The 25596-nt window shown below is 65.0% G+C and carries 19 protein-coding genes; 17 read left to right on the top strand and 2 right to left on the bottom strand.

All coding sequences use genetic code 11. The features are described 5' to 3' along the window. Window positions 1–71: 71 nt before the first annotated feature. The 6 genes from BIGA_RS03260 (at window position 72) to BIGA_RS03235 (ending at window position 9024) form a co-directional block, all read left to right on the top strand. Entirely contained in the window at window positions 72–1433 is a 1362-nt protein-coding gene (locus BIGA_RS03260; RefSeq protein WP_033505985.1) for an MFS transporter, read from the top strand. 81 nt (window positions 1434–1514) lie between these two features. Then, window positions 1515–4313, top strand: coding sequence for an ATP-binding cassette domain-containing protein (locus BIGA_RS03255; protein WP_033506245.1), 2799 nt, complete (start codon window positions 1515–1517; stop codon window positions 4311–4313). A gap of 124 nt (window positions 4314–4437) precedes the next feature. Beyond that, window positions 4438–6366, top strand: a complete 1929-nt coding sequence (gene typA, locus BIGA_RS03250; protein ID WP_033505987.1) for a translational GTPase TypA — start codon at window positions 4438–4440, stop codon at window positions 6364–6366. Window positions 6367–6431: 65 nt separating this feature from the next. Next, window positions 6432–7010 (top strand): hypothetical protein, encoded by a 579-nt coding sequence (locus BIGA_RS03245; RefSeq protein ID WP_081929393.1) that lies wholly within the window; start codon window positions 6432–6434, stop codon window positions 7008–7010. Next, window positions 7004–7993, top strand: a complete 990-nt coding sequence (locus BIGA_RS03240) for a prephenate dehydratase (RefSeq protein WP_033505989.1) — start codon at window positions 7004–7006, stop codon at window positions 7991–7993. Before BIGA_RS03245 ends, BIGA_RS03240 begins: the two co-directional genes overlap by 7 nt. Before the next feature lie 23 nt (window positions 7994–8016). Then, window positions 8017–9024 carry a prephenate dehydrogenase gene (locus tag BIGA_RS03235; RefSeq protein WP_033505991.1) on the top strand — a complete coding sequence of 336 codons (1008 nt, stop codon included), beginning with the start codon at window positions 8017–8019 and terminating at the stop codon, window positions 9022–9024. A 17-nt stretch (window positions 9025–9041) separates the two neighbouring features. Here BIGA_RS03235 and BIGA_RS03230 read toward each other — a convergent pair whose 3' ends face one another. Next, window positions 9042–9293 carry a DUF6725 family protein gene (locus BIGA_RS03230; RefSeq protein WP_033505992.1) on the bottom strand — a complete coding sequence of 84 codons (252 nt, stop codon included), beginning with the start codon at window positions 9291–9293 and terminating at the stop codon, window positions 9042–9044. Between the two features lie 130 nt (window positions 9294–9423). On the opposite strand from BIGA_RS03230, the gene BIGA_RS03225 reads away from it, so the two are divergent. The 6 genes from BIGA_RS03225 (at window position 9424) to BIGA_RS03200 (ending at window position 18999) form a co-directional block, all read left to right on the top strand. Then, window positions 9424–10341 (top strand): tyrosine recombinase XerC, encoded by a 918-nt coding sequence (locus BIGA_RS03225; RefSeq protein WP_033505994.1) that lies wholly within the window; start codon window positions 9424–9426, stop codon window positions 10339–10341. A gap of 319 nt (window positions 10342–10660) precedes the next feature. Continuing rightward, window positions 10661–11644 carry an ABC transporter permease gene (locus tag BIGA_RS03220; RefSeq protein ID WP_033505995.1) on the top strand — a complete coding sequence of 328 codons (984 nt, stop codon included), beginning with the start codon at window positions 10661–10663 and terminating at the stop codon, window positions 11642–11644. 96 nt (window positions 11645–11740) lie between these two features. Beyond that, window positions 11741–12718, top strand: a complete 978-nt coding sequence (locus BIGA_RS03215) for an ABC transporter permease (RefSeq protein ID WP_033506249.1) — start codon at window positions 11741–11743, stop codon at window positions 12716–12718. Beyond that, window positions 12718–14820, top strand: a complete 2103-nt coding sequence (locus BIGA_RS03210; RefSeq protein ID WP_051917049.1) for a dipeptide ABC transporter ATP-binding protein — start codon at window positions 12718–12720, stop codon at window positions 14818–14820. Before BIGA_RS03215 ends, BIGA_RS03210 begins: the two co-directional genes overlap by 1 nt. A 282-nt stretch (window positions 14821–15102) precedes the next feature. Then, on the top strand, window positions 15103–16851 hold the full coding sequence (locus tag BIGA_RS03205; RefSeq protein WP_033505997.1) for an ABC transporter family substrate-binding protein: 1749 nt from the start codon (window positions 15103–15105) through the stop codon (window positions 16849–16851). Between the two features lie 396 nt (window positions 16852–17247). Beyond that, a complete protein-coding gene (locus BIGA_RS03200; protein ID WP_081929391.1) occupies window positions 17248–18999 on the top strand; it encodes an ABC transporter family substrate-binding protein in 1752 nt (583 codons plus the stop codon). Window positions 19000–19240: 241 nt separating this feature from the next. Here BIGA_RS03200 and BIGA_RS03195 read toward each other — a convergent pair whose 3' ends face one another. Further along, a complete protein-coding gene (locus BIGA_RS03195) occupies window positions 19241–20653 on the bottom strand; it encodes a C1 family peptidase (protein ID WP_033505998.1) in 1413 nt (470 codons plus the stop codon). Between the two features lie 219 nt (window positions 20654–20872). Here BIGA_RS03195 and BIGA_RS03190 point away from each other — a divergent pair, with 219 nt between their 5' ends. The 5 genes from BIGA_RS03190 to BIGA_RS03170 all read left to right on the top strand — a co-directional run bounded on the left by BIGA_RS03190 (window position 20873) and on the right by BIGA_RS03170 (window position 25433). Continuing rightward, window positions 20873–21733: an exodeoxyribonuclease III gene (locus BIGA_RS03190; protein WP_033506000.1), complete on the top strand. Its 861-nt coding sequence runs from the start codon at window positions 20873–20875 to the stop codon at window positions 21731–21733. A 94-nt stretch (window positions 21734–21827) separates the two neighbouring features. Next, window positions 21828–22685: a DUF3710 domain-containing protein gene (locus BIGA_RS03185; RefSeq protein WP_033506001.1), complete on the top strand. Its 858-nt coding sequence runs from the start codon at window positions 21828–21830 to the stop codon at window positions 22683–22685. A 44-nt stretch (window positions 22686–22729) separates the two neighbouring features. Further along, window positions 22730–23464 carry a DUF3159 domain-containing protein gene (locus tag BIGA_RS03180; RefSeq protein WP_033506003.1) on the top strand — a complete coding sequence of 245 codons (735 nt, stop codon included), beginning with the start codon at window positions 22730–22732 and terminating at the stop codon, window positions 23462–23464. Window positions 23465–23555: 91 nt separating this feature from the next. After that, a complete protein-coding gene (locus BIGA_RS03175) occupies window positions 23556–24836 on the top strand; it encodes a class I SAM-dependent RNA methyltransferase (RefSeq protein WP_033506005.1) in 1281 nt (426 codons plus the stop codon). A gap of 15 nt (window positions 24837–24851) precedes the next feature. Then, window positions 24852–25433: a type 1 periplasmic-binding domain-containing protein gene (locus BIGA_RS03170; RefSeq protein ID WP_051917048.1), complete on the top strand. Its 582-nt coding sequence runs from the start codon at window positions 24852–24854 to the stop codon at window positions 25431–25433. Window positions 25434–25596: the final 163 nt, after the last annotated feature.

Here is a 25596-nt window from a genome sequence, read left to right as displayed (position 1 = left end):
CCGGCATCGTGTAGAACGGCCGCCCGTCGTGCTCGGCAAATCAAAGACAAGGACATATTGGAAGGAGCGCAATGAACGTCGTCTCATCGAAGAACACCGTGCAAACCGAGCGCGGGTTGAGTCGGAACGCACGACTGGACCGTCTGCCATTCAACGCGGCGCATCGCAAGTTGTTGGTGGCCTCGGGCATCGGTTGGGCTTTCGACGCCATGGATGTCGGATTGGTCTCGTTTGTGGTCGCCGCCATTGCCGCCGACCCGCATTTCAACCTGAACGCCACCGAGAAGTCGTGGGTGTTGTCGGTCGGATTCGTGGGCATGGCTATTGGTGCCGCATTGGGCGGATACTTTGCCGATCGGGTGGGACGAAAAACCGTATTCACCGCCACATTGGTCATTTTCGGCTTGGCGAATGCGGGTATGGCCTGCTCCTGGACGTTGGTGGCGCTGCTGATCGCACGTTTCATCATCGGATTGGGATTGGGGGCTGAACTGCCGGTGGCCTCCACGCTCGTGTCCGAGTTCTCGCCGACCCGGCATCGCGGGCGGATGACGGTGCTGTTGGAGTCGTTCTGGGCTGTTGGATGGATCATCGCCGCAGCCATCGGTGCGTTCGTCATTCCGAACACCGGCGACTGGGGGTGGCGTTGGGCGTTGCTTATCGGCGCGTTGCCGCTGCTGTACGCCGTTGTGACCCGCGCCCACATCCCCGAATCGGTGCGTTTCCTGGAGTCCAAGGGGCGCGAGGATGAAGCCGAGCAGGCGGTGCGCTACTTCGAACAGGCCTCCGGGGTGGCCCCCGTCGCCAGCCCGAAGGCCGAACCGCTGCCGGCCATTCGCACGCGGGAACTGTTCGGTCATCAGTATCTGGCTCGTACGGTGGCCATTTGGCTGACCTGGTTCTTCGTGAACTTCTCCTACTACGGCGCGTTCACCTGGATGCCGAGTCTGCTGGCCGACCAGTTCGGCTCGCTGACCAGCTCGTTCGGCTATACGCTGATCATCTCGCTCGCCCAGCTGCCGGGGTACTTTCTGGCCGCCTGGTTGGTGGAGATCTGGGGGCGTCGCCGCACGCTGAGCGTATTCCTCGCGGTGTCGGCTGTAGCCGCCTTCGCGTTCTCCCAAGCCGGATCGGTGGCCGCCGTGATCGGGTTCGGCATGCTGTTGTCGGCCTCGAACCTGGGCGCATGGGGTGTGCTGTATGCGGTGACGCCAGAGATCTATCCGACGCGTCTGCGCGGTGCCGCGTCGGGGGCGGCCGCAGCGGTCGGCCGTGTGGCTGCGATCATCGCACCATTGCTGGTGCCGTGGTTCCTGACGCTGTCCGGGGGCAACAAGACGGTGGCCTTCGTGATCTTTGCCGTGGCCTTCGTGCTGGGGTGCATAGCCGCGTTGTGCTTGCCCGAACGCAAGGGACTCGATCTGGAGGACTGAATACGCCGCAAGGATAATATACGGTGTTCAATATCATGGTGTAGCGTTGCTTCAGAACGAATCCGATGGGAGTGAAGCATGGTGCTGCAGATCAAGGACATCCACAAGCAATACAAGACCGGCGACTTCGTACAGAAGGCGTTGGACGGCGTCACGCTGAACCTGCGCGACAACGAGTTCGTGGCCATCCTCGGTCCCTCCGGGTCCGGCAAGACCACGCTGCTCAACATCATCGGTGGTCTGGATCGCTACGATTCCGGTGATTTGGTGATCAACGGCACCTCCACCAAACAGTACCGCGACCGCGACTGGGACTCCTACCGCAACCACACCATCGGCTTCGTCTTCCAGAGCTACAACCTCATCCCGCACCAGAGCATCCTGGCCAACGTGGAACTGGCGCTGACCATCTCGGGCATTCCGAGGTCCCAGCGCCGTCAGCGTGCCCGCCGTGCCCTGGCGCAGGTGGGGTTGGGCGCCCACGTGCACAAGAAGCCGAACCAGCTGTCCGGCGGACAGATGCAGCGCGTCGCTATCGCTCGCGCACTGGTCAACGACCCGGACATCGTGCTGGCCGACGAGCCGACCGGCGCGTTGGACTCCGACACCTCCGTGCAGATCATGGACCTGCTCAAGGAGGTGGCCCGGGACCGTCTGGTCGTCATGGTCACGCATAATCCAGACCTGGCCGAGCAGTACGCCACGCGCATCGTCAACCTGCGCGACGGCCGCATCGTCGACGACTCGGATCCGTATATCATCGACGAATCCGAGGCGGCACCGGCCGTGCACCGGACGATGGGCAAGGCGTCGATGTCGTTCGGCACCGCGGTGGCGCTCAGCTTCAACAATCTGAAAACCAAGTTGGCGCGCACCATACTCACTTCATTCGCCGGGTCGATCGGCATCATCGGCATCGCGTTGATTCTGTCCGTGTCCACCGGCGTGAACAACTACATCACGGCCATCCAGCGCGATACGATGACCGCCTATCCGATCTCCATCGATGCCAAGAGCTGGGATCTGCAATCGTTGCTGGAGGAGAGCGCGGCCAATGCCAACGGCGAACGCACCAAGGATCACAAGCACGATGCCGTATACGCCGACGATTCCAGTTTCACGCAGGCCTCCACACTGACCAGCAGCATCGCCGAGAACAACCTGACCGCGTTCAAGCAGTATCTGGACGATCCGGACAGCGAGATCCAGCAGTACGTGGGTTCCAACGGCATCCACTATTCCTACGACGTCAAGTTCTCGGTGATCAGCCGCGACCCGAACGGCACCTTGGTCAACGCCGACGGCGTAGATTTCGGCGACGACACCGGGTCGATGTCGTCGATGATGGCCACGAAGAGCGGGTCGATGAGCAGCATGTCGGATGTGACGGCCATGCAGATGTCCATGGTCACCGGCGAAACCGACGAGAACGCCGCACCCTCGTCCTTCGGCGAGATCATGCCCGGCGAGAGCGACAGCGAGCTGATCAGCCCGGTGGTGACCGACAACTACAAGGTCGTCAGCGGCACTTGGCCTGCTGCCCAGGACGAGGTGGTGCTGGTCGCCGATCAGAACAACGAGATCCCGCTGAGCACACTGTACGAGCTGGGTCTGCTGCCGGCGTCCGACTATGACGACCTGATGAAGCGTCTCGATGACGGCGAGAAGATCGACGAGCAGACAATCCGTCTCGATTACGACCAGGTGCTGAACCAGCAGCTGTATCTGATTCCCGCGTGCGACCAGTACGTGCGCGGCGACGACGGACGGTACACCTACGTCGGCGACGACGCCGAGCGGATGGGGGAGCTGATCGACAACGGCACCGCCATGCCGCTGAAGATCGTCGGCGTCGTTCGTCCCGTCGAGGACGCCGACGCGGCCAACATCGACGGCTCGGTCGGCTACACGCACGCCCTGACCGACTATCTGATCGACCACACGGCCTCCAGCCCGGTGGTCACCGACCAGCAGGCGAACCAGAACGTGAACGTGCTCAACGGCATGACGTTCTCGCCCTCCGATGACGCGACCAAGGTCGCCGACGCCCGCACCTATGTGGCCGGCCTCGGCGTGACGCAGAAGGCGCAGCTGGCGGCCGGTCTGATGGACGAGGCGGCGCAGTCCGGCATGGATATGGGCGTCGCGGGGGCGGCGGGCGGCACGGCGGCCAGCGAGGAGATGCTGGCCCAGCAGCTCGACGCCTATCTGGCCACGGCCGATGACGCGACCTTCATCCACATCTACGACGAGTACGTCTCCACCGGCGATTACGACGACAACCTCTCCGCCTTCGGCGTGATCAGCCGGGACGCCCCGAGCTCGATCCGGATCTACTGCGACAGCTTCGAGGACAAGGACGGGGTCTCGGACGCCATCGACCAGTACAACGCCGACGCCTCCGAACAGGACCAGATCACCTACGTGGACTACGTGGGCGCGCTGATGAGCTCGGTGACCACCATCGTCAACGTCATCACCTACGTGCTGATCGCGTTCGTGGCGGTCTCCCTGGTCGTCTCCTCGATCATGATCGGCATCATCACCTACATCTCGGTGCTGGAGCGCACCAAGGAGATCGGCATCCTGCGCGCCATGGGCGCCTCGAAGCACAACGTCTCCTCGGTGTTCAACGCCGAAACCGGCATGATCGGCCTGTGCTCCGGCCTGATCGGCGTGGGCGTGACGCTGCTGTTGCTCATCCCCGGCAACGCGATCCTGCACCATTTCATGGGCACGAACGAGGTCAGCGGCGTGCTGCCGGTGCCCGGAGCCGTGGCGCTGGTCGTCCTGAGCGTGGTGCTCACGCTGATCGGCGGCATCATCCCCTCGAAAAAGGCCGCCAGACAGGATCCGGCCACCGCGTTGCGCACCGAGTGAGCCTCGGGGGCGGAGCTGTCAAGCAATCCCGCTACACTTGGCTCGGTTTGTGTGGACGTACTGGGGCTTGCCGAACGGTCCGGTACCGAAGGAACGCAACTGAAATCAGGTAAGAGAGGTTTTGATGGCAGTTCGTGGCGATATTCGAAATGTGGCGATCGTGGCGCACGTCGATCACGGCAAGACCACGCTGGTGAACGCGATGCTCCAGCAGTCGCACGTGTTCTCCGAGCGCGAGGAGGTCCCCGACCGCGTGATGGATTCCAATGATCTGGAGCGCGAGAAGGGCATCACCATCCTGGCGAAGAACACGGCCGTGCAGTACACAGGCCCGCTCGCCGAGAAGTACGGCCATCCCGAAGGCATCACGATCAACGTCATCGACACCCCCGGCCACGCCGACTTCGGCGGCGAGGTCGAGCGCGGCATCTCGATGGTCGACGGCGTGGTCCTGCTGGTGGACGCTTCGGAAGGCCCGCTGCCGCAAACCCGCTTCGTGCTGCGCAAGGCCCTGGAGGCCAAGCTGCCGGTGATCCTGTGCGTGAACAAGGTGGACCGTCCGGACGCCCGCATCGAGGAGGTCGTGGGGGAGGCCACCGACCTGCTGCTCGGTCTGGCCCAGGACGTCATCGAGGAAGGCGTGGACCTGGACCTCGATTCGCTGCTCGACCTGCCGGTGATCTACTGCGCCGCCAAGGCCGGCTACGCCTCCACGAACCAGCCGGAGAACGGCGGACTGCCGGATAACGACAACCTGGAGCCGCTGTTCGACTCGATCATCTCGAACATCCCCGCCCCCGAGTACGAGGAGGACGCCCCGCTGCAGGCTCACGTGACCAACATCGACGCCTCGGACTACCTGGGCCGACTGGGTCTGGTCCGCATCTACAACGGCACGCTCGTCAAGGGCAAGCAGTACGGCCTGAGCCGTGTGGACGGTTCGATCGAGAACTTCAAACTCACTGAAATCCTGCGTACCAAGGGCTTGGATCGGTTCCCGGTCGAACAGGCCGGCCCCGGCGACATCGTGGCCATCGCCGGCGTCAACGACATCATGATCGGCGAGACCATCGTCGACCCGTCCGATCCGAAGCCGCTGCCGCTGATCCACGTGGACGAGCCGGCCATCTCGATGACCTTCGGCGTCAACGACTCCCCGTTGGCCGGCACGGAGGGCAAGGACCACAAGCTCACCGCCCGCATGATCAAGGACCGTCTGGACCGCGAGCTGATCGGCAACGTGTCGATCCGCGTGCTGCCGACCGAGCGTCCGGACGCCTGGGAGGTACAGGGACGTGGCGAACTCGCCCTGGCGGTGCTCGCCGAGCAGATGCGTCGCGAAGGCTACGAGCTGACCGTCGGCCGTCCGCAGGTGGTCACCAAGACCATCGACGGCCAGGTTTGCGAGCCGATGGAGAACACCACCATCGACGTGCCCGAGGAGTATATGGGCACCGTCACCCAGCTGATGGCCGACCGTAAGGGCCGTATGGAATCGATGTCCAACCATGGCTCCGGTTGGGTGCGTCTGCAGTTCACCGTGCCGAGCCGTGGTCTGATCGGCTTCCGGACCACGCTGCTGTCCTCCACGCGCGGCACCGGCATCGCCTCGTCGATCTCCGCCGGCTATGCGCCGTGGGCGGGCCAGATCGTGACCCGTCAGAACGGCTCGATGGTCTGCGACCGCAAGGGCGTGGCCACCCCGTACGCCATGCAGCGCCTGCAGGCGCGCGGCAACTTCTTCGTGGACCCGCAGTCCCCGGTGTATGAGGGCCAGGTCGTCGGCGTGAACAACAAGCCGGACGAGCTGGACGTGAACATCACGCTGGCCAAGCACATGACCAACATGCGCTCCTCCACCGCCGACGTGCTGGAGACGCTCACCCCGCCGATCAAGATGAGCCTTGAGGAGGCACTGGACTTCGCGAACGAGGACGAGTGCGTGGAGGTCACGCCGGAGTCGATCCGCGTGCGCAAGATCATCCTCGGCCGCGAGGACTGGTACAAGTGGCGCGCCAAGCAGCGTCGTCAGAACAATCAGGCCAAGGCCTGAGCTTCCAACGCCAAGTAGTGACCGTGCCGCCGGCTTCAACCGGCGGCACACCTATACTGGAACGCATGACCTCCATCGCCAATTCATCCCGGCGGCAGTCGGATCCGACCCTGCAGCCGTGGAGCCACCGCCAGCCGTACGCGGTCCGCGTCCTGATCACCATCGTCTCGGGCGTGGCGGCCGGCATCGTCGGCACGCTGGCCCACCGCATGGGCGCGGCGCAGAACATCCCCTACGGCCTGCTGCTGGCGTTCCTGATCCTGGGCATCTCCACCTGGTGCGCCCGCGCGCGCAGCAATGCGGTGGGACTGGGATTCCACCTGATCGCCTCCTCGGCGGCGGTATGGATGCTGACCGGCTACGGCCCGGGTGGCGATGCGCTGGTTCCGGTCGGATTCAGCGGCGAGGTGCCGTTCTTCTGCCAGCACGCCGGCGTGATCTGGATCTACGGCGTGATCGTCATGCAGGTGGTCATGCTGTTCCTGCCGGCGCGGTGGTTCATGGTACCGGACCGTCTGGTGCCGGAGCCGCAGACTGCGGACGCCGCTGAGCCGTTCGCTGTTGAGGGAAACGGCAACGGGACCGATGACGGCACCGCAGACATGACGGATATGACGTTGGACGACGAGGGAGAGACGTGGTGAAACCGTTGCATTATCTGGGGCCGCAGGGTTCGTTCACCCATCAGGCCGCGGCGGGCGCGGCGGAGCTGCTGTCCGGCGGCCCCCTCGGTGCCGGTCAGGCCCCGCGGCTGGTCGCGGTGTCCGACGTGCCCGCAATCGTGAGCGCCGTGGAGCGCGGCGAGGCCTGGGGCGTGGTGGCCTGGGAGAACAACGTCGAGGGGTATGTGGTCCCGAATCTCGATCTGCTCATCGACTCGCGGGATGCCGTTGGGTTCGTGCGCGTCGCGGTCGACATCGCGTTCGACGCGTTCGCCCGCGGCCCCCGCATCGATCCCGACGGCGTCCGAGTCAGCGCGCATCCCCACGGGCTGGCGCAGTGCAAGGGGTTCATCGCCGAACATCATCTGACGGCCGTGCCCGCCGCCTCGAACGCGGCCGCCTGCCGCGACCTGCAGCCCGGCCAGATGGCGCTGGGCCCGTCGATTTGCGGTCCGCTCTACGGCCTGACCACCGTGGCGCGATCGGTGCAGGATTATTCCGGCGCGCATACCGAGTTCCTGGTGCTCGCCCCCCGCGCCGAGGCGAGGCAATTGCTGGAACGGGCGCGCGGCAACGGCGTGGACGAGTTCGAGACGATCATCACGTTCATCCCGTTGAGCACCGGCCCCGGCGTGCTGGCCAACCTGCTGGACGTGGTGCGTGACGCCGGCCTGAACATGACGAGCTTCATCTCCCGCCCGATCAAGGGGCATGACGGCACCTACAGCTTCATCGTCACGCTGGACGCCGCCCCGTGGCAGCCTCGGTTCCGCGCCGTGCTGGAGGAGATCGTCGACCATGGGGACTGGGTGAAGACCCTGGCCGTCTATCCGCGCCGGGAACGGCCGAATCCGCCGGTCGACGCGTGGATGCTGCCGGAGGGCGGGGTGCATGTCGACGAGGGGACGTTGGACGTCGCCGCCAGTGATCGGGCGGACGAGTTGGACAGGGAGCTGCTGTGGTAGGGACACGGACGGAATCGGATTGGATGACGCCGCAACGCATCGGCGTGGTCGGGCTGGGCCTGATCGGAGGGTCGCTGGCCTGCCGGCTACATGACGCCGGGTGCGAGGTGCTGGCATGGAACCATACGACGCGTCCGTATGCCGGCGCCGAGGCCCGCGGCATCCGCTGCCTGCCGACCATCGAGGCGCTGGCCGCCGCGCAGCCGGATCTGCTGGTGCTGTGCAATCCGCTCAAGGCGATGCCGGAGACGCTCGCGGCGCTGGCCGGGGTGCTGGACGAGCGGACCACGCTCACCGATGTGGGCAGCGTCAAGGGCATGGTGCGCGATCAGGTCGAGGCCGCCGGTCTGGGGGAGCGGTATATCGGGGCGCATCCGATGGCCGGCAACGAGCGTTCCGGCTGGTCGGCCGCGGACCCGGCGCTGTATGACGATGCGCTGTGGGCCGTGACGGTGCGCGGGGATTCGGACTACCGGCGGTTCCTGTCCGTGGCGGGGATGATCACCGGGCTGTGCGGCAACCGCATGATCGTGGTGGATGACCGGACCCATGACCGCGCCGCGGCACTGATCTCCCACATGCCGCATGTCGTGGCCACGGCGCTGGTCAACGAACTGGTCACCGACCCCGAACGCGACATCGCCACCGCACTGGCCGCCGGGTCATGGCGTGACATGACGCGGGTGGCGTTGACCGATCCGGACCGCACCCGGGCCATGGTGGAGGAGGATGACGCCAATGTGTCCCGACTGCTGCGGGACGTGTCCTCACGGCTGCTGGCGGTGGCGGACGCCCTGGATGGTGCGGGACGTGACGCCGCATTGGCGCGGTTCTTCGCCGAAGGCGATCCGTTCCGGACGTTCAAGACGGCGCAGACGGACATCCTCGCCCACGCGCCGGAGCGGATCGTCGAACTGCCCGAGCATGGGTGGCAGACGGCGCTGACGGATCTGGCCCGCCGCGGCGAGCATATCGTACGGTTCGACACCCCGCGCACCGTGGTGGTGCGCGAGCTGTCCCACATCGGCTGACGGCCGCCGCCCATGGGTCACGGGCGGGACGTCGGACGTTCCGGCACCGGCTTGATCGTCACGATCGTCTCGACGTCGATGCTCACCCGTTGCTCCGGGCGGGAGCCGTTCGCGGCCGCGTCGCGGGTCATCTCCAGCGTATGGCCGTCCCATGAGCGTACGTGCCCCACGTAATCGCGGAATTTCATACGTTGGTCCTGCGGGTCCACCCCTTCGCAGACACGCACCACAATCCGCGCGCCGGCGGGAATCTCACGTGGCATAGGCATATCCCCATGCTACGCCGTGCGTGGGCCCTGCGGCGTGCGGTGTCCGGACAGCGGTCCGTGGCCTGCGCGGCGCTGCGGCATCCGCATGCGAGAATGGATGGCGAAACGGCGGAAACGGAAAGGGGCCGTCATGCGGTTCGAACGCGAACTGGATGGATATCTGACCTATCTGAAGGCCAACCGGGGGCTGAGCGAGAACACGCGATCGGCGTACGCGCGTGACGTGAGGTCGTGCCTGGAGGCCATGCAACGGCGCGGCGTGGCCGAGCTGGGGGAGATCACGCTGGATGACCTGCGGATGTGGATGGCGGGGGAGTCCCGCACCCACGCGCGTTCGAGCATGGCCCGCCGGGTGGTGGCGGTGCGGGGGTTCTTCTTCTGGGCCCATGAGCATGGGATGATTCCGTCCGACCCGGCGGCCGCGCTGATGACGCCGAAGATCCCGGAGCACCTGCCGGAGATCCTGAACGAGGCCCAGGCCGAACGCTTGCTGGATAAGACGGCGGATCGTCTGGTCTCCGACGGCGACGACCCGCGGCGCGACGCCATCGGACTGCGGGACGACGCGATGCTGGAACTGCTGTATGCCACGGGGATTCGCGTGGCCGAACTGGTGGCGTTGGACCGCGGCGACATCACCTTCGCCAACCGCACGCTGAAGGTGACCGGAAAGGGAAACAAGCAGCGGGTGGTGCCGTTCGGGGCACCCGCCGGACTGGCGCTGGAACGCTGGCTGGAACGGGGGCGGCCGGTGCTGGAGAACGAGGCATCGGGGGCGGCCGTGTTCCTGGGCGCGCGAGGCGGGCGGGTGAACCAGCGCGTGGTGCGCCAGGTGGTCCACGCATCCGCGCGCGCGGCCGGCGTGCCCGACATCGGTCCGCATGCGCTGCGTCACAGCGCCGCAACCCATCTGCTCGACGGCGGGGCCGACCTGCGCGAGGTCCAGGAGCTGCTGGGGCATGCGTCGCTGAAGACCACCCAGCGGTACACCCACGTCTCGATCGAACAGCTCAAGCAGCGCTACGGCCAGGCCTTCCCCCGCGCGTAGAGAGGACATTACGTCGCATGCGTGTCGGAATGTGGACGCTTAAACGTTGCAGCAACCCATTCCGTCTCATCATATGGGAAGTTCCGCATCGGTGATTCCGTGTTTGCTACGATGGCACGTTTCGTCGGTGTCGCCGGCGCAAACCCCTGAACTTCTGCGGCATAGGCTTGTCCATCGTTGTCTTCGGAACATGAACGGCGTCTGAACTTCCGGCGCTTTTGATATAACAGCATCTAATGAAAATGGCTCGGCTCACCGGTTCGACGACTAGAATGTTGAAGAGTTTGCATGGCCGAACATCCTGATAAGGGAGTAGCAAGTGATTAAATACATCATCAGACGCTTGGTGAATTACGTGATCATGCTATTCGTCGCCATTTCGATGACGTACTTCCTGGCAAGTGCGTTCATGGATCCGCGTTCGAACTACATGTCGCGTAACCCCCGTCCGCCGGAGGCGTCCATCGACCGTTCGCTCGATCTGGCGAACATCAACGACAAGACCCCGGTGCTCGTCCGTTATTTCAACTGGCTCAAGGGCATCGTCACCGAGTGGAACTGGGGTCTTTCCCCCGATCAGGAACCGGTCGCTCCGGCTGTGGCCTCCCGCATCTCCTCGTCGGTGCAGTTGGTGGCCATCTCCACGGTGCTGTCCATCATCATCGGCGTGAGCCTGGGCGTGTACACCGCCATCCGCCAGTACAAGTGGCAGGACCGCGCGCTGAACGCCGTCTCCACGCTCTTCCTGGTGACCCCGGCCGCAGTCCTCGGCCTGCTCATCGTGCTCGGCACCATCGCGATCAACAACGCCACCGGCACCCGCATCTTCTACGTCACGGGTCTGCACTCATATGAGGGCGGGAACATAGGGTTGGCCATATTGGATTTCCTGCAGCACATCATCCTGCCGACGATCGTGCTGGTATGCATCGGCTACGTCAACTACCACCTGACGCAGCGCACCTACCTGCTGGACACGATGAACGCCGACTATGTGCGCACCGCCCGCGCCAAGGGCCTGACGCTCAACCAGGCGATCCGCAAGCACGCGTTGCGCACCTCGCTGATCCCGACCACCACCAACATCGCGTTCTCGATCGCCAGCATCTTCACCGGCGCGGTCATCACCGAAACGGTGTTCGCCATCAACGGTCTGGGCCGCTACTTCGTCACCACGATCCAGGACAACGACATCAATGGTGCCGTCTGCATCGCGGCGTTCAGCGGCGTGTGCACGCTGGCCGGCGCCCTGCTGGCCGACATCCTCGCCGCGTGGCTCGATCCGCGCATCCGACTGAACTGATGAAGGTGCGTGATATCCAGTGAACCAAGCAATGCTGCCAGTGAATACATGGTCCGTCAACGGACCTCTCGCGGAAGGAGACCGGTCGTGAGCGACATGGCCACCGAAGAAAAGGACCTCGGTCTGAATCAGGACGTCGCCACCGAAGGCACGCCCGCCGCAGTCGTCGTCAACCCCGTCTCCCAGGGCGGGGACGCCCAGGACCTCAAGCGCACCGGACGCATGACGCTGTACGTCCGCCGCTTCATGCGCCGTCCTTCGGCCGTGTTCGGCCTGGTGGTGCTGTGCATCCTGATCCTGTTCGCGCTGTTCGGCGCCATGGTCTGCCCCTGGAAGTACGACGAACCGGACTTCACCGCCCTCGCCGCGGCGCCGAGCGCCGACCATTGGCTGGGCACCACCATCGGCGGTTCGGATATGTACGCCATGATCGTGCGCGGCCTGGGCCGCTCGCTGCTCGTCGGCATCATCTCCTCCACGCTGATCATGATCATCTCCGCCGTGCTCGGCACGGCCATCGCCTTCTTCGAGGGCGTGGTGGAGAAGGTCGGCATGTGGATCCTCGACATGCTGCTGACCATCCCGTCCTTCCTGCTCGTGGCCATGATCGTGCGTTCCTCGTCCGGCACGTCCGGATGGCTGTGGCTGACCATCGGCATCACCGCATTCGGCTGGATCGGCTACGCTCGTGTCATCCGCACGCTGACCATGAGCCTGCGCGAGCTGGACTACATCCGTGCGGCCAAGTTCATGGGCGTCGGTTCCTTCCGCATCATCCTGCGCCACCTGGTGCCGAACCTCGGTTCGGTGCTCATCATCAACACCGTGCTGGGCGTGGTCAGCGCCGTCAATCAGGAAACCGCACTGAGCTTCCTGGGCCTGGGCATCAAAGCCCCCGACACCTCGCTGGGTACGCTGCTGATGAACGGCCAGTCCTCGGTGCTCACCGCCCCGTGGATCCTGCTGTTCCCCTCGGCCGTGCTGATCCTGCTGACCTTCTCGGTGCAGCTGATCGGCGATGGTCTGCGTGACGCGATCGATCCCTATTCCCGTTCGGCCGGAAAGGCGGAGTGATGACTGAACCGATGAATACTGTGGCGGCCGCGCCCGCCAATGGCGAGCAGCCTGTGCTGGAAGTGCGCGACCTGCGCGTCAACTTCGCCTCCGAGGCCGGCACCGTGCGTGCCGTGCGTGGTGTGAACTTCGACCTGTACCGCGGCAAGACCCTGGGCATCGTGGGCGAGTCCGGTTCCGGCAAGTCCGTGACGTCGATGGCCATCATGGGTCTGCTCGACAAGAACGCCCATGTGGAAGGCTCGATCAAGTTCCGCGGCGACGAACTGCTGACCAAGAACGACAAGGAGATGAGCGTCCTGCGCGGCGACCGCATCGCGATGGTCTTCCAGGACCCGCTCTCCGCGTTGACCCCGGTGTTCTCCATCGGCGAGCAGCTCAAGGAGGCCCTGGTCATCCACAACCCGAAGATGACCGAGGAACAGATCGTCTCCCGTTCGATCGAGCTGCTCAAGCTGGTCGGCATCCCGAACGCCGAGGAACGGCTCAAGTCGTATCCGCATCAGTTCTCCGGCGGCATGCGTCAGCGCGTGGTCATCGCCATGGCCATCGCCAACAACCCGGATATCATCATCTGCGACGAACCGACCACCGCACTGGACGTGACGATCCAGGCCCAGGTGCTGGAGGTGCTGCAGCGTGCGCAGCAGGAGACCGGCGCCGCCGTGATCTTCATCACCCACGATCTGGGCGTGATCGCCGGCATCGCCGATGACATCATCGTGATGTACGCGGGCCGTCCGGTCGAGAAGGCCGATGTGGACACCGTGTTCCACAAGCCCGTCATGCCGTACACGATGGGTCTGCTGGGCGCCGTGCCGCGCCCCGACCGTGAGAAGTCCAGCCGTCTGGTGCCGATCCCCGGCGCGCCGATGAACTTGGTGAACATGCCGAAGGGCTGCCCGTTCGCGCCACGCTGTCCCCTGGCCACCGACATCTGCCGTCAGGGCGAGCCGGATCTGCTGCCGGTCGAGGGGCGTGAGGGCCAGCTGGCCGCCTGCCACCGCGTCAAGGAGATCGTCGATCAGAACCTCACGTTCAGCGACATCTACACCGTCGGCGAATCGGTGAAATCGAAGTTCGACGGCATCCCGCGCGAGCAGCGCCAGACCGTGCTCGACGTCAAGCATCTGAAGAAGACGTTCCCGCTGACCGCCGGCGGGTTCCTGCGCCGCAAGATCGGCGAGGTGCACGCCGTCGACGATGTGACGCTCGACGTGCGCGAGGGGGAGACCGTGGCCCTGGTGGGTGAGTCCGGCTCCGGAAAGTCCACCACGCTGCTGGAGATCATGGAGTTCCGCCAGCCCGAATCGGGCGAGATCTCCGTGCTCGGCAAGCCGATCGCCAAGCGCATGAGCCGCGAGGACAAGCGTGAGCTGCACAGCAACGTGCAGTACATCTTCCAGGACCCGATGAGCTCGCTCGACCCGCGTCTGCCGATCTACGACATCCTGGCCGAGCCGCTGAAGGTGCAGGGCCTGTCCAAGCAGGAGATCAACGACCGCATCCGCGATCTGATGGCCCTGGTGGAACTCAACCCGGATCAGGTCGACCGCTTCCCGACGCAGTTCTCCGGTGGCCAGCGTCAGCGCATCGCCATCGCGCGCGCCCTGGCCGTCAACCCCAAGCTGGTGCTGCTCGACGAACCGGTCTCCGCGCTGGACGTCTCGATCCAGGCGGGCGTGATCAACCTGCTGGAGGACCTGCAGAACAAGCTGGGCGTGGCCTACCTGTTCGTGGCTCACAACCTGTCGGTGATCAGGCACATCTCCAACCGCATCGCCGTCATGTATCTGGGCCGCATCGTGGAGCTCGGCAGCAACCATGACGTGTTCGAGGAGCCGTTGCACCCGTACACCAAGGCGCTGCTGTCCGCGGTGCCGGTGCCCGACCCGCAGATCGAGCGCACCCGTCAGCGCATCGTGCTGGAAGGCGAACTGCCGAGCCCGTCCGAGAGCTTCTCGGGATGCCCGTTCGCCGGCCGCTGCCCGATGTTCTCCACGCTGACCAAGGACCAGCAGGCCCGCTGCCTTGGCGAGTCGCCGGAACTGGTGGCCAAGGGCGGCGCCGCCGACCATATGGCGGCCTGCCACTTCGCGTGACCTATGGACACGACGGGTGAGTGAACGCTGACCCGCGCCGTATCCGTGATCGCCGGATGGATCCTCAGGACCCATCCGGCGATTTTTGTTGCCGTTCCGGGTGAAAACGGGCGCGGAACACCGGCTCACGACCGGTGATGTTGCCTCGGTATTACGAACATGTGTCCAATAGATGAATCATCGCCGCGGTTTGGTCAGCGGTCCTACTACCATCGGAACTGTTTCAGTGCCGCGAGGCACATTCGAGACGAGAGGAAACAATAAGTGAAAACTCGCAAGACAATGATTGCGGTGACTGCTGCTTTCGCTGCCTGCATCCTGGCCCTGTCCGGCTGCGGCGGCAATAACGCGAACACCGACGACAACGGCAATGGCGAAGCCTACGTGCAGCCGGATGACGGCGTCCCCTCGAGCTATCAGGGCACGCTGCCGACCCCGGTCGCGGGCGAGCGCAACGACAACCCGACCGATCGTGACGACATCCAGGACGGCGGCGAGCTGATCCAGGACATCTCCGAGATCGGCCCGAACTGGAACGCCAACAGCACCGACGGCAACACCGCCTACATGGCTGAGCTGTGGGCCTGGTACCAGCCGCACCTGTGGGATTACAGCGTCGGCGGCGAGGCCACCCCGAACCCGGATTACCTGACCAACGTCGAGGTCACCAGCGAGGATCCGCTGGTCGTCACCTACGACATCAACGAAAAGGCCACCTGGAACGACGGCACCCCGATCGACTACACCGCCTTCCAGTCCACCTGGACCTGCCTGAACGGCAAGGACGACCGCTACAACCCGCCGCAGACCATGGGCTATGAGAACATCGCCTCGGTCGAGAAGGGCGAGTCCGACAAGCAGGTCGTGGTGACCTTCGAGACCCCGTTCTACCCGTACCAGTACCTGTTCCAGCAGCTCGTGAACCCGAACTCGGTCGATCCGGACGTGTTCACCCAGGGCTGGGTCAACGATCCGCACACCGAGTGGGCCGCCGGTCCGTACACCATCGAGTCCTTCGACGACACGCAGGTCACCTTCGTGCCGAACGAGAACTGGTGGGGCAACCCGGCCAAGCTGGACCGCGTGGTCTTCCGCCAGATGGCCGATTCCGCCGCCATCAACGCGTTCCAGAACGGTGAGATCGACGCCATCGGCGGCCGCGCCTCCGGCGGCGGCGCGGCTTCGGCCGATCGTCTGAAGATCGTCCGTGGCATGGAGGGCGTGCAGCTGCGTATCGGTTACTCGATGCAGACCAACGTCTTCACCTACAACGGCACCGCTGGTGCTCTGAAGGACATCGCTGTGCGCAAGGCCATCTCCCAGGGCTTCGACTACGATACCTGGATCAAGATCGCCTACCAGGGCGTGGATTGGGATCCGGAGCGTCCGGGTTCCGAGATCCTGCAGCCGTTCCAGGAAGGCTATGAGAACAACCTTCCGGAGGACGTGCAGAAGCTCGACGTCGAGGGTGCCAAGAAGACCCTCGAAGACGCCGGCTACACCATGGGCGAGGAGTACTACGAGAAGGACGGCGAGACGCTGCACATCACCTACACCTACTTCGGTGACAGCGCCACCCAGACCGCCATGGCGAACGCCTACCAGCAGATGATGAAGAACATCGGCGTCGAGTGCGAGATCATCAACCTCGACAACTCCGAGTTCTCCAAAACCGTGGGCGACGGTTCCTACGAGGTGCTGCCGATGGGCTGGTCCGCCTCCGATCCGTTCGGCTACAGCTCCTCCGGTTTCCAGCTGTATGGCTCCGATTCCTCCTCGAACTTCACCTATGTGGGTTCGGATGAGGTCGATGAGCTGTGGGCTGTGGCGGGCACGCTTGAGGACGCGACCGAGGCCACCGCCGCCGCCAACGAGGCTGAGAAGGCTTCGTTGGAGCTGTACGGCACCGTTCCGGTTTCGACCCCGCCGATCTACATGGCCGTCAAGGAGGGCCTGGCCAACTACGGCCCGTCCGGCTTCATGCAGATCACGCTGCACCGTGAGGACATCGGTTGGGAGAAGGAGGCCTGATCCCGATAGGGATTACGCCCCCGTGACCATTCCGGTCTGATTTCGGGGCCTGCGCAACCATGGGCTGCGCAGGCCCCTTTTCGTTGCCCGAAGGCGCGTATGCGGCGAAACCGTCCACATTGCGACCGCGGTGTTCGGATTGACGAAAACCCAGTCGTTTCAAGGAAAACGACGCCATGGCGTAACGTGTTCGTAACAAGCAGGACCACGACATCGTTCCCATCTCGGTACGTGAGACCTATAGCGGACCGCGAGATTGGGATTTCGACTTGTTCCTTGTGAACAGTGCGGGGTACATCTGGGGATTCACAATCGCCCACGGCATCGTGCGGCGCCACAAGCGCGACCGATGCCGGGGAGGACATGATGGTCTGCGAACCATGAGGGGAGCGAAATATGAATATGCGCAAGACGATGACGTGGACGATCGCCATGGTCGCCGCGGCCTCGATGGCCTTGGCCGGCTGCGGCGGCAACGGCGCGGGCGACGCCTCCGCGTCCAAGAGCGGCTACGTCCAGCCGGCGGACGGCGTTCCGTCGGATTATACGGGAACATTGCCCGCTCCGGACGCGTCGAAGGCATATAACAACCCGCAGGAGCGTGACAACATCCAGGACGGCGGCACGCTGACCCTGGCCACGACCGAGATTGGCCCGAACTGGAACGCCAACAGCACCGACGGCAACTCGGTGTACATGAACGAGTTCTGGTCGTTCTACCAGCCGCATCTGTGGGACTACTCGTTCGACGGCAAGGCCACCCCGAACCCGGACTTCCTGTCGAAGGTCACGCTCACCAGCGAGGACCCGATGGTGGTGACCTACGACATCAACCCGGACGCCAAGTGGAACGACGGCAGCGAGATCGACTACACCGCCTTCCAGTCCACCTGGAACGCGCTGAACGGCAAGGATTCGGCCTACAACCCGCCGATGACCACCGGTTACGACCAGATCGCCTCGGTGGAGAAGGGCGAGTCCGACAAGCAGGTCGTGGTGACCTTCGAAACCCCGTTCTACCCGTACACCGGCCTGTTCAACCTACTGGTCAACCCGAAGGCCGCCGACGCGGACACCTTCACCCAGGGCTGGATCAACGATCCGCACACCGAGTGGGCCGCCGGCCCGTTCGTCGTGGACTCCTTCGACGACTCGCAGGTCACCTTCACCCCGAACCCGAACTGGTGGGGCGACAAGCCGAAGCTCGACAAGGTGGTGTTCAAGCAGATGGAATCCAGCGCAGCCATCAACGCGTTCCATAACGGAGAGATTGACGCGGTGGGTGCCAGCACCGCCGATAATCTGAAGATCGTGCGCTCGATGGATGATGTGCAGATCCGCATCGGCTACAGCAAGTCCACCGATGTGCTGACATACAACGGCACGGCCGATGCGCTCAAGGACATCGCGGTGCGCAAGGCCATCACCCAGGGCTTCGACCAGAAGACGTGGTCCAAGATCCGTTACCAAGGCACGGATTACGATTCGCCGCAGCCCGGTTCCGAATGCATGCTGGTCTTCCAGGACGGCTACGAGAACAACCTGCCGAAGGATTCCGGGTATGATGTGGACGCCGCCAAGAAGACGCTGGAGGACGCCGGCTACACGATGGGCGACGCCGGCTACTACCAGAAGGACGGCAAGCCGGTCAAGATCTCCTACACGTACTTCGGCGATGACGCCACCCAGACCGCCATGGCGAACGCCTACCAGAAGATGATGAAGGACATCGGCGTGGACTGCGAGATCGTGAACCTCGACAACTCGGAGTTCTCCAAGACCCTGATCAGCAAGAGCTTCGAGGTGCTGGCGATGGGCTGGTCCGCCTCCGACCCGTACGGCTACTCCACCTCCGGCTACCAGCTCTATGGCTCCGATTCCGATTCGAACTACAGCTTCATCGGCACGCCGGAGATCGACGCGATGCTCAAGAAGCCGTCGACGATGTCGGACTCCACCGAGGCCATCGCCGCGTTCAACGAGGCCGAGAAGGCCGCCTTCGAACAGTATGGCACCATTCCGACCGATGTACCGCCATCGTACACAGCAGTCAAGAAAGGCCTGGCCAATTTCGGCCCCTCCGGCTTCAACAACTGCAACGGCGGCATCTGGCACACCGAGAACATCGGCTGGCAGAAGGAAGCCTGAGCGGCAGACACCGAGCGGAGCGCATGATCCCATAGGATGATGCGGCTCCTATAAGACGGGCGCCGCGTTTCTGCGGCGCCTCCACGGAGCGAATCCGGATCATCTTTCCTCTCATCTCTGATCCGGATTCGCTTGTTCCATTCTGAACAAGGTACGGACAGGCCGTCGCGGCTCCAGGAACCGCGACGGCCTGATCGCAATGGTCGCGCCGGCACACGCATATGACGCGGGGCGTGTCGGCTCAACGGCACGGCCGCGTCAGCGGCGCCCACGGGTCCAGCGTCACCGGTTCGGTTTCGAGCAGCGCGCGCGTCTCGTCGTCGAGGCAGTCCTTGCGGACGACGATCTCCGTCACGAAGCGGTCGAACCAGGCGCCCGAGGCCACGTAATAGCCGTCGTCGCCGTTGTCCTTGCCCCAGCTGTTCTCGATCTTCCAGCGGTCAGGCGCGCCATCGGGAGCGATGTTCACGCCGGTGAACGTCATCGCATGGTTGCTCGGGCAGTCGGCGTATTCGAGGCCCTGACCCTTGTCGAACGTGAACTCGGTGCCGAACAGCTGGTCCACACGCACGGTGTCGCAGTCGAAATACCCCTCGTCGCGCAGCGAGAACTGCATGCAGTCGCAGGCGAACCAGATCGGGTGGCCGGCGGCGAGCTGGTCCGCGGCGGCCTTCCTGAACGTGTCCAACGGCACGTTCACGAATTCCATCGGACCGGCTTCCTTGACGTTCTCGGTGTAGGCGATCCGGTATCGTTTGCCGAACGGGGTGCGCGCCATCGGGGCGTTGACCAGCGTCACGAACTCATCGACGTCCACGGGCACGTACTTCCTGTAGAACTCGAGCGGGGTGATGCCGTACTCGCGGATCTGCGGGCGGTCGTCGATGCCGGACTTCGGCGCGTCGGCGGCGTCCGTATCCTTGCCGGTGTTCTTGCCGTCCTTGGTGCGGGCGATGAAGTCGAATGTCGCGGGCGGCTCGCCCAACGCGATCGCACAGATGCGGTACACGGTCTCCATGTCCCTGACCTTGAGGTCGCGCAGCTCGTCAATCGTGGCGCCCGCGGCGTGGCGGTCGCGCAACTCGGCGGCGAACTCGCGCAGCTTGGTGTTGAGGTACTGCTCGAAGGCCGTCGAATTGCGGGAGTTCGCCGACTCCGGGAACGCGCTTTTGGGCATCAGGCCGTATTTGTCGACCAAGGCGGCGAACATCTGCCACCAGCCGCCGTCGCCGGCCGGATTGCCGTTGATGTTCTGGAACAGGCGGCTGTCGGTGGGCTCGTCAAGCGTTTCCAGCACATGCTCCAGATAGGCGTTCGATTTCTCGAACTTGTCCCAAAAGAACAGGTAGGTCTCCGAGAACTCGAAGTCCTCCAGGTTCCAGCGGTGCATGAGCTCATAGCGCAGCGTGTTCAGGCCTGCGAACATCCAGCAGCGGCCGGACTGGCGCTGGTTGGTGATCGACCCCTGCTTGAGCTCGATCGAGAAGTCGCGTGGCAGGGCGCGCATGCCCTTGTAATCGGTCGCGGCCTTCAGGATCCCTTCGGACACCGAGGCGTTGGCGGCCACCAGATTCGCGCGATCCGCGTTGAATGACTCGGCGTAACCGCGCGTCATCTCGGCGGTCATCGCCACGGATGCGGTCGGATTCGTCATATTCCCTCCCGTCATTGGTGCATGGATGTCGGAACCGTGCGGGCGCATACCGATATGCCCCGCGCCAACTCAATATGATACACCGCCATCGGGGCGGATCCGGTTGCGGAAGGCGCAATCCGTCGGTGCGGTCTCGAACGGTCGGCGGTGGGCGGCCATCCGGCTGGGCAGTGCGGACGTGCCCGGGTGCGGTGCGGGGCGGCTGGTATGGTTCGGGGTATGACGATCACTATCACGACTTCGAATGTCAACGGCATCCGTGCGGCGCGGCGCAAGGGCATCGCCGCCTGGGCGGGCGCGAACACGCCGGACGTGTGGTGCATGCAGGAGGTGCGCGCCCCGCAGGAGGAGATCGATCCGATCTTCGCCGAATTCGGCGCCGAATACGCCACCGCGGGCAAGATCGGCGATCAGGGGGAGCTGTCGGCGATGAACGAGGTCTGCCGCGTCAAGGGGCGCGCCGGCGTGGGCCTGCTGAGCGACCTGCCGGTCATCGACCGCCGGTACGGGCTGCCGGGGCTGGACGAGGACGTGGACTCGGGCCGGTGGATCGAGGCCGACGTCCGCACGCCGCAGGGGTACGTGATCACCGTGGCCTGCGTGTACGTGCATGCCGGCAACAGCGACGACGAGATCAAGATGACGCAGAAGTACCGCTTCCTGGACACCATGCTGATCCGGCTCGGCCAGCTGCGCGATGAGGCGGCCTCCGGCGGGCGCCAGGCGGTGCTGTGCGGCGATTTCAACATCGCGCATACGCCGTTGGACATCAAGAACGCCAAGGCCAACGAGAAGCATGCGGGATTCCTGCCCGAGGAGCGCGCCTACGTGGACCGCTGGCTGGGCGAATACGAGTTCGTGGATGTCATGCGTGATCTGGCCGGCGACATCCAGGGGCCGTACACCTGGTGGAGCCAACGCGGGCGCGCCTTCGACAACAACGTCGGCTGGCGGCTCGACTACCAGTTCGCCACGCCTGAACTGGCCCAGACCGCGCGGGGATTCGTCATCGACAAAGCCCCCAGCTATGACGCACGCTGGTCCGACCACGCGCCGCTGACGATCACATACGACGTGTGAGGCATCCCCAGCGGCCATTCAGGTTCGGATGCCGCCCGGGTGCTAGGCTATAGGACGGTTGCACCCGTGTACGAGCCACTACCAAAGGAGCATTATGGGACTGTTCGGATTCGGCAGGAAGAAGCGCGAGGCCAAGGAAGCCCGGGAGGCCGAGGAACTGGAGAAGGCCGAGAAGACCGAGGACGCCGTCGAGGACGCTGCCGCACAGGCCGCCGACGAGCAGGAGCCGCAGTCCCCGGCGTTCCCGCCGGCCGCCGCGGACACGTATGTCGGCCGCGGCGAGCAGTACGGTCCGTGGGACGTCAACGACGAGAACGTGCCCGACTACGACGAATACCTGGACATGGGATCGTACTACCTGCCGTTCCTGCTGGGCATCCAGCTGCGCATCAAGGCGAACCGCAAGACCGGCCAGGTGCTGGGCGCCACCATCACCTTCGGCGCCTCCAGCTTGGAGATCGAGGCGTTCGCCGCTCCGAAGACGATGGGCCTGTGGGATGACATGCGCGCCGATCTGCTCGCCGCCAACGACAAGGCGACGCAGAAGGCCGGCGTGTTCGGCACCGAGGTCATGCTGCCGGTCACGATCAAGGGCGGCCGCACCGTGATGACCCGCGTGGTCGGCATTGACGGACCCCGTTGGATGCTGCGCGGCGTGTTCTCCGGTCGCGCCGCGGTGGCCGAAGGCCCCGAGACCGACGCGCTGAACAAGTTCTTCGCCGACATCGTCGTCGAACGCGGCGATGAGCCGCTGGCCCCCCGCGATCTGATCCCGATGCACCCGCCGGTGACCCCGAAGCAGCGCCGTGCCGCCGAGCAGGCCGCCGCGGACGCCGAGGACAACGGCAAGCGCGACGTGCCGGGCAAGCCCAAGGGCCCGTTCGATTCCGACCAGCAGGTGCAGGTCGAGACCACGCTCTCGCGCGGTCCGATGTTCTCCGAAGTCCGCTGAACGCACCGACCGACTGCGGAAAGCCAGGAAATCGGGATACCCGCATGACAGAACCAAGGAAACGCACCGGACTGGCCTCGCTGGCCAGCGCCGGCGAGGATGAGGATTTCTCCGTCATCGACGCGATCGGCGGACCGCGCGGCGTCATCGAATCGATGTTGCCCGGAGTGGTGTTCGTGGTGCTGTTCGTCATCACCAGCAATCTGGAACTGACGGTTGGCGTGTCGGCCGTGCTAGCGGTGCTGCAGGTCATCGTCCGCCTGATCCAGCGTCAATCGGCCGTGGGCGCCGCCAGCGGTCTGCTGGCGGTCGGCATCTGCCTGATCTGGGCGTGGCAGAGCCACGAGGCGCGCAACTACTACATGTTCGGATTCCTGACGAACGCGTTCTACATCGTCCTGCTGTCGATCTCGCTGATCGTCCGCGTCCCCGCGCTCGGTTTGGCGGTCGAGTTCATCCGCACGCTGCCCACCGAGCACCTCAGGGCCTGGCTGGACGACTGGATGCAGGACAAACCGCTCAAGCGCGCGTACACGATCATCACCGCGTTGTGGATCGGCGTGTTCTCGCTGCGGCTGCTGGTGCAGGTGCCGCTGTACCTGACCGACCAGGTCGGCTGGCTGGGCACGGCGCGCCTGCTGATGGGCATCCCGTTCTGGGCGCTGATGATCTGGATCTCCTACCTGATCATCGCCACCCCGATGCACCACCACAAGGCGCTGCACGCCGCTGCGGAGGAGCAGCCCGGCGAGCAGGAACCGCAACGGCCGAACGCCTAGGCCGTCACCGGCGGAGTGCCGGCCGGACGCGAACCAGTCATACAGGCCGCAAGGCCGCAAGGCCCGTATCGGGCGTCAAGGAGCAAGCTGTATGGAAGCAACGATTCGCATCGAACGGTACGCCGATCAGGGCCGGTGCGTCGGTCATCTCGACGGGCGCGTGGTATTCGTCCGTTTCGCCCTGCCCGGCGAACTCGTGCGCGTGGTGCTCGATGAACCGCACGACCGCGACGACCGGTATTGGACCGGCGAGGTCGTTGATGTCATTGAGCCGAGCGAGGACCGTGTCACCCCGCCGTGGCCGCTCGCCGGGCCGTTGGCCATGGGAGGCGGCGTCGGCGGCGCCGACCTGGTGCATGTGAGCCTTGAGGGGCAGCTGCGGTGGAAGGCCATCACCATCGGCGAGCAGATGAGCCGTTTGGGGCATATCGAGCTTGAGGACGTGCCGATCGAACGCATGGCGTGCGACTTGGAGACCGGAGGCCTCAACTGGCGCACCCGCATCGAGATGATCGCCGACGACCAGGGCCGTCCCTCGATGCGCCGTCGCGGCACCCACGTCCGCGTGCCGATCGACACGATGCCGTTGGCCAGCCGTGCGCTGCTCGACGTCGCCGACGAGTGCCACGTCTGGGACGGCGGCTTCGAACCCGGCTCGCAGATCCGCATCGCCGTGCCCGAACCGCGCCCTGCGGTGGGGGTGGCGTCACCGGACGACGGAGCCAACCATGCCGTCCTCGTCGACGGCGAGCTGCGCGACGGCTCGCGGGAGCTTGAGGAGATGGTGAACGTCGACGGACACGAGTTCCGATACACGGTGGACGCCGCGGGCTTCTGGCAGATGCACCGCCAGGCGCCGATCGCGCTGGCCGACCATGTGCTGACGCTGGTGCGCGGCGTGCTCGATGGCGCGAACGCCGCCACACTCTGGGACCTGTATTCCGGCTCCGGCCTGTTCACGCTGCCGCTGGCCACGCTGGCGGCCGATCGCACGCGCATGCTCAGCGTCGAAGGCGGCAGGATCCCGGTGCGCAACGCGCAACGCAACCTGCGCCGCGTGGGCATCACCGCCGTCGACGCGCGGTGCGGCGACGTCTCCACGGTCCTGAACCGTGTGCCGCGCGACCTGTCGCACCCCGATGTGGTGGTCCTCGACCCGCCCCGGGCCGGCGCGCGGGCCAAGGCGTGCCGCCAGATCGCCGCGGCCGGGCCGCGGGGCATCGTCTACATCGCCTGCGACCCGACGAGCCTGGCCCGCGACACCGGCACATTAACCGGCCTGGGATACGAGCTGGCCGATATCCGCGCCTTCGACATCTACCCGATGACCCATCACGTCGAGACGGTCGCCCTGTTCCGGCGCGCTGAATAACCCGAGGACGGAGCTATGACACACCTGTTTCGCCGCATCATGGGCGTGACCGCCACCGCCGCGCTGGCGTTGGCGCTGCCCGCCTGCACGCCGCCCGGCAAGGCCGTCGGGGACACCCAGGAGCAGGAGCCCGACGTGGCGTTCGACGGACTGGACCGGGGCGACGTGGTCATCGGCTTCATCGGATCCGACCAGCCGGACTTCGACCGGATCGTGCTGCAGGCGTTCGATGTGTCCGGATTGCGGACCTCCTACCTGTCCACGGACGGGGTCGACGACGCACAGGGCACGGCGCAGCAGGGCGTCAGGGATATGGCCGAACGGCAGGTGGCGATCATCGTCGTCAGCCGCCCCGCCATCACCGACGACACGGCCGGCGGCTGGGACGACGCGCTCGGCGACGCCCGTGGGGCGGGCATACCGGTGGCGCTGCTCAACCCGGTGGGGGAGCTGCCTGACGACACGCTGTATGCGGCGGCGCTGACCGTCAATGACCGCGCGATGGACGCCACGCCGATCGACGACGCGGTGATGACCGTCATCGACGACCTGCCGCACGAGAAGACCATGATGGTCAGCACGTCGGTCGCCGACTGACGCAGCGGGACATCACCCCTGCGGACGATGGCGGCCGCGGGACGCTCAGGGAAGAATCAGGGTAGATATGTACCATCGCCGGACGGCTGCGGCCAATAATGGATAGTGACCGTTGTACGCACGAAACGCAAAGGATGACATGAGCACACCCAATGACGCCCCC

Origin of the sequence: Bifidobacterium pullorum subsp. gallinarum, from assembly GCF_000741215.1 — a bacterium.
Classification (GTDB): domain Bacteria; phylum Actinomycetota; class Actinomycetes; order Actinomycetales; family Bifidobacteriaceae; genus Bifidobacterium; species Bifidobacterium pullorum_B.
This window is presented reverse-complemented; position numbering and strand designations above follow the sequence as displayed.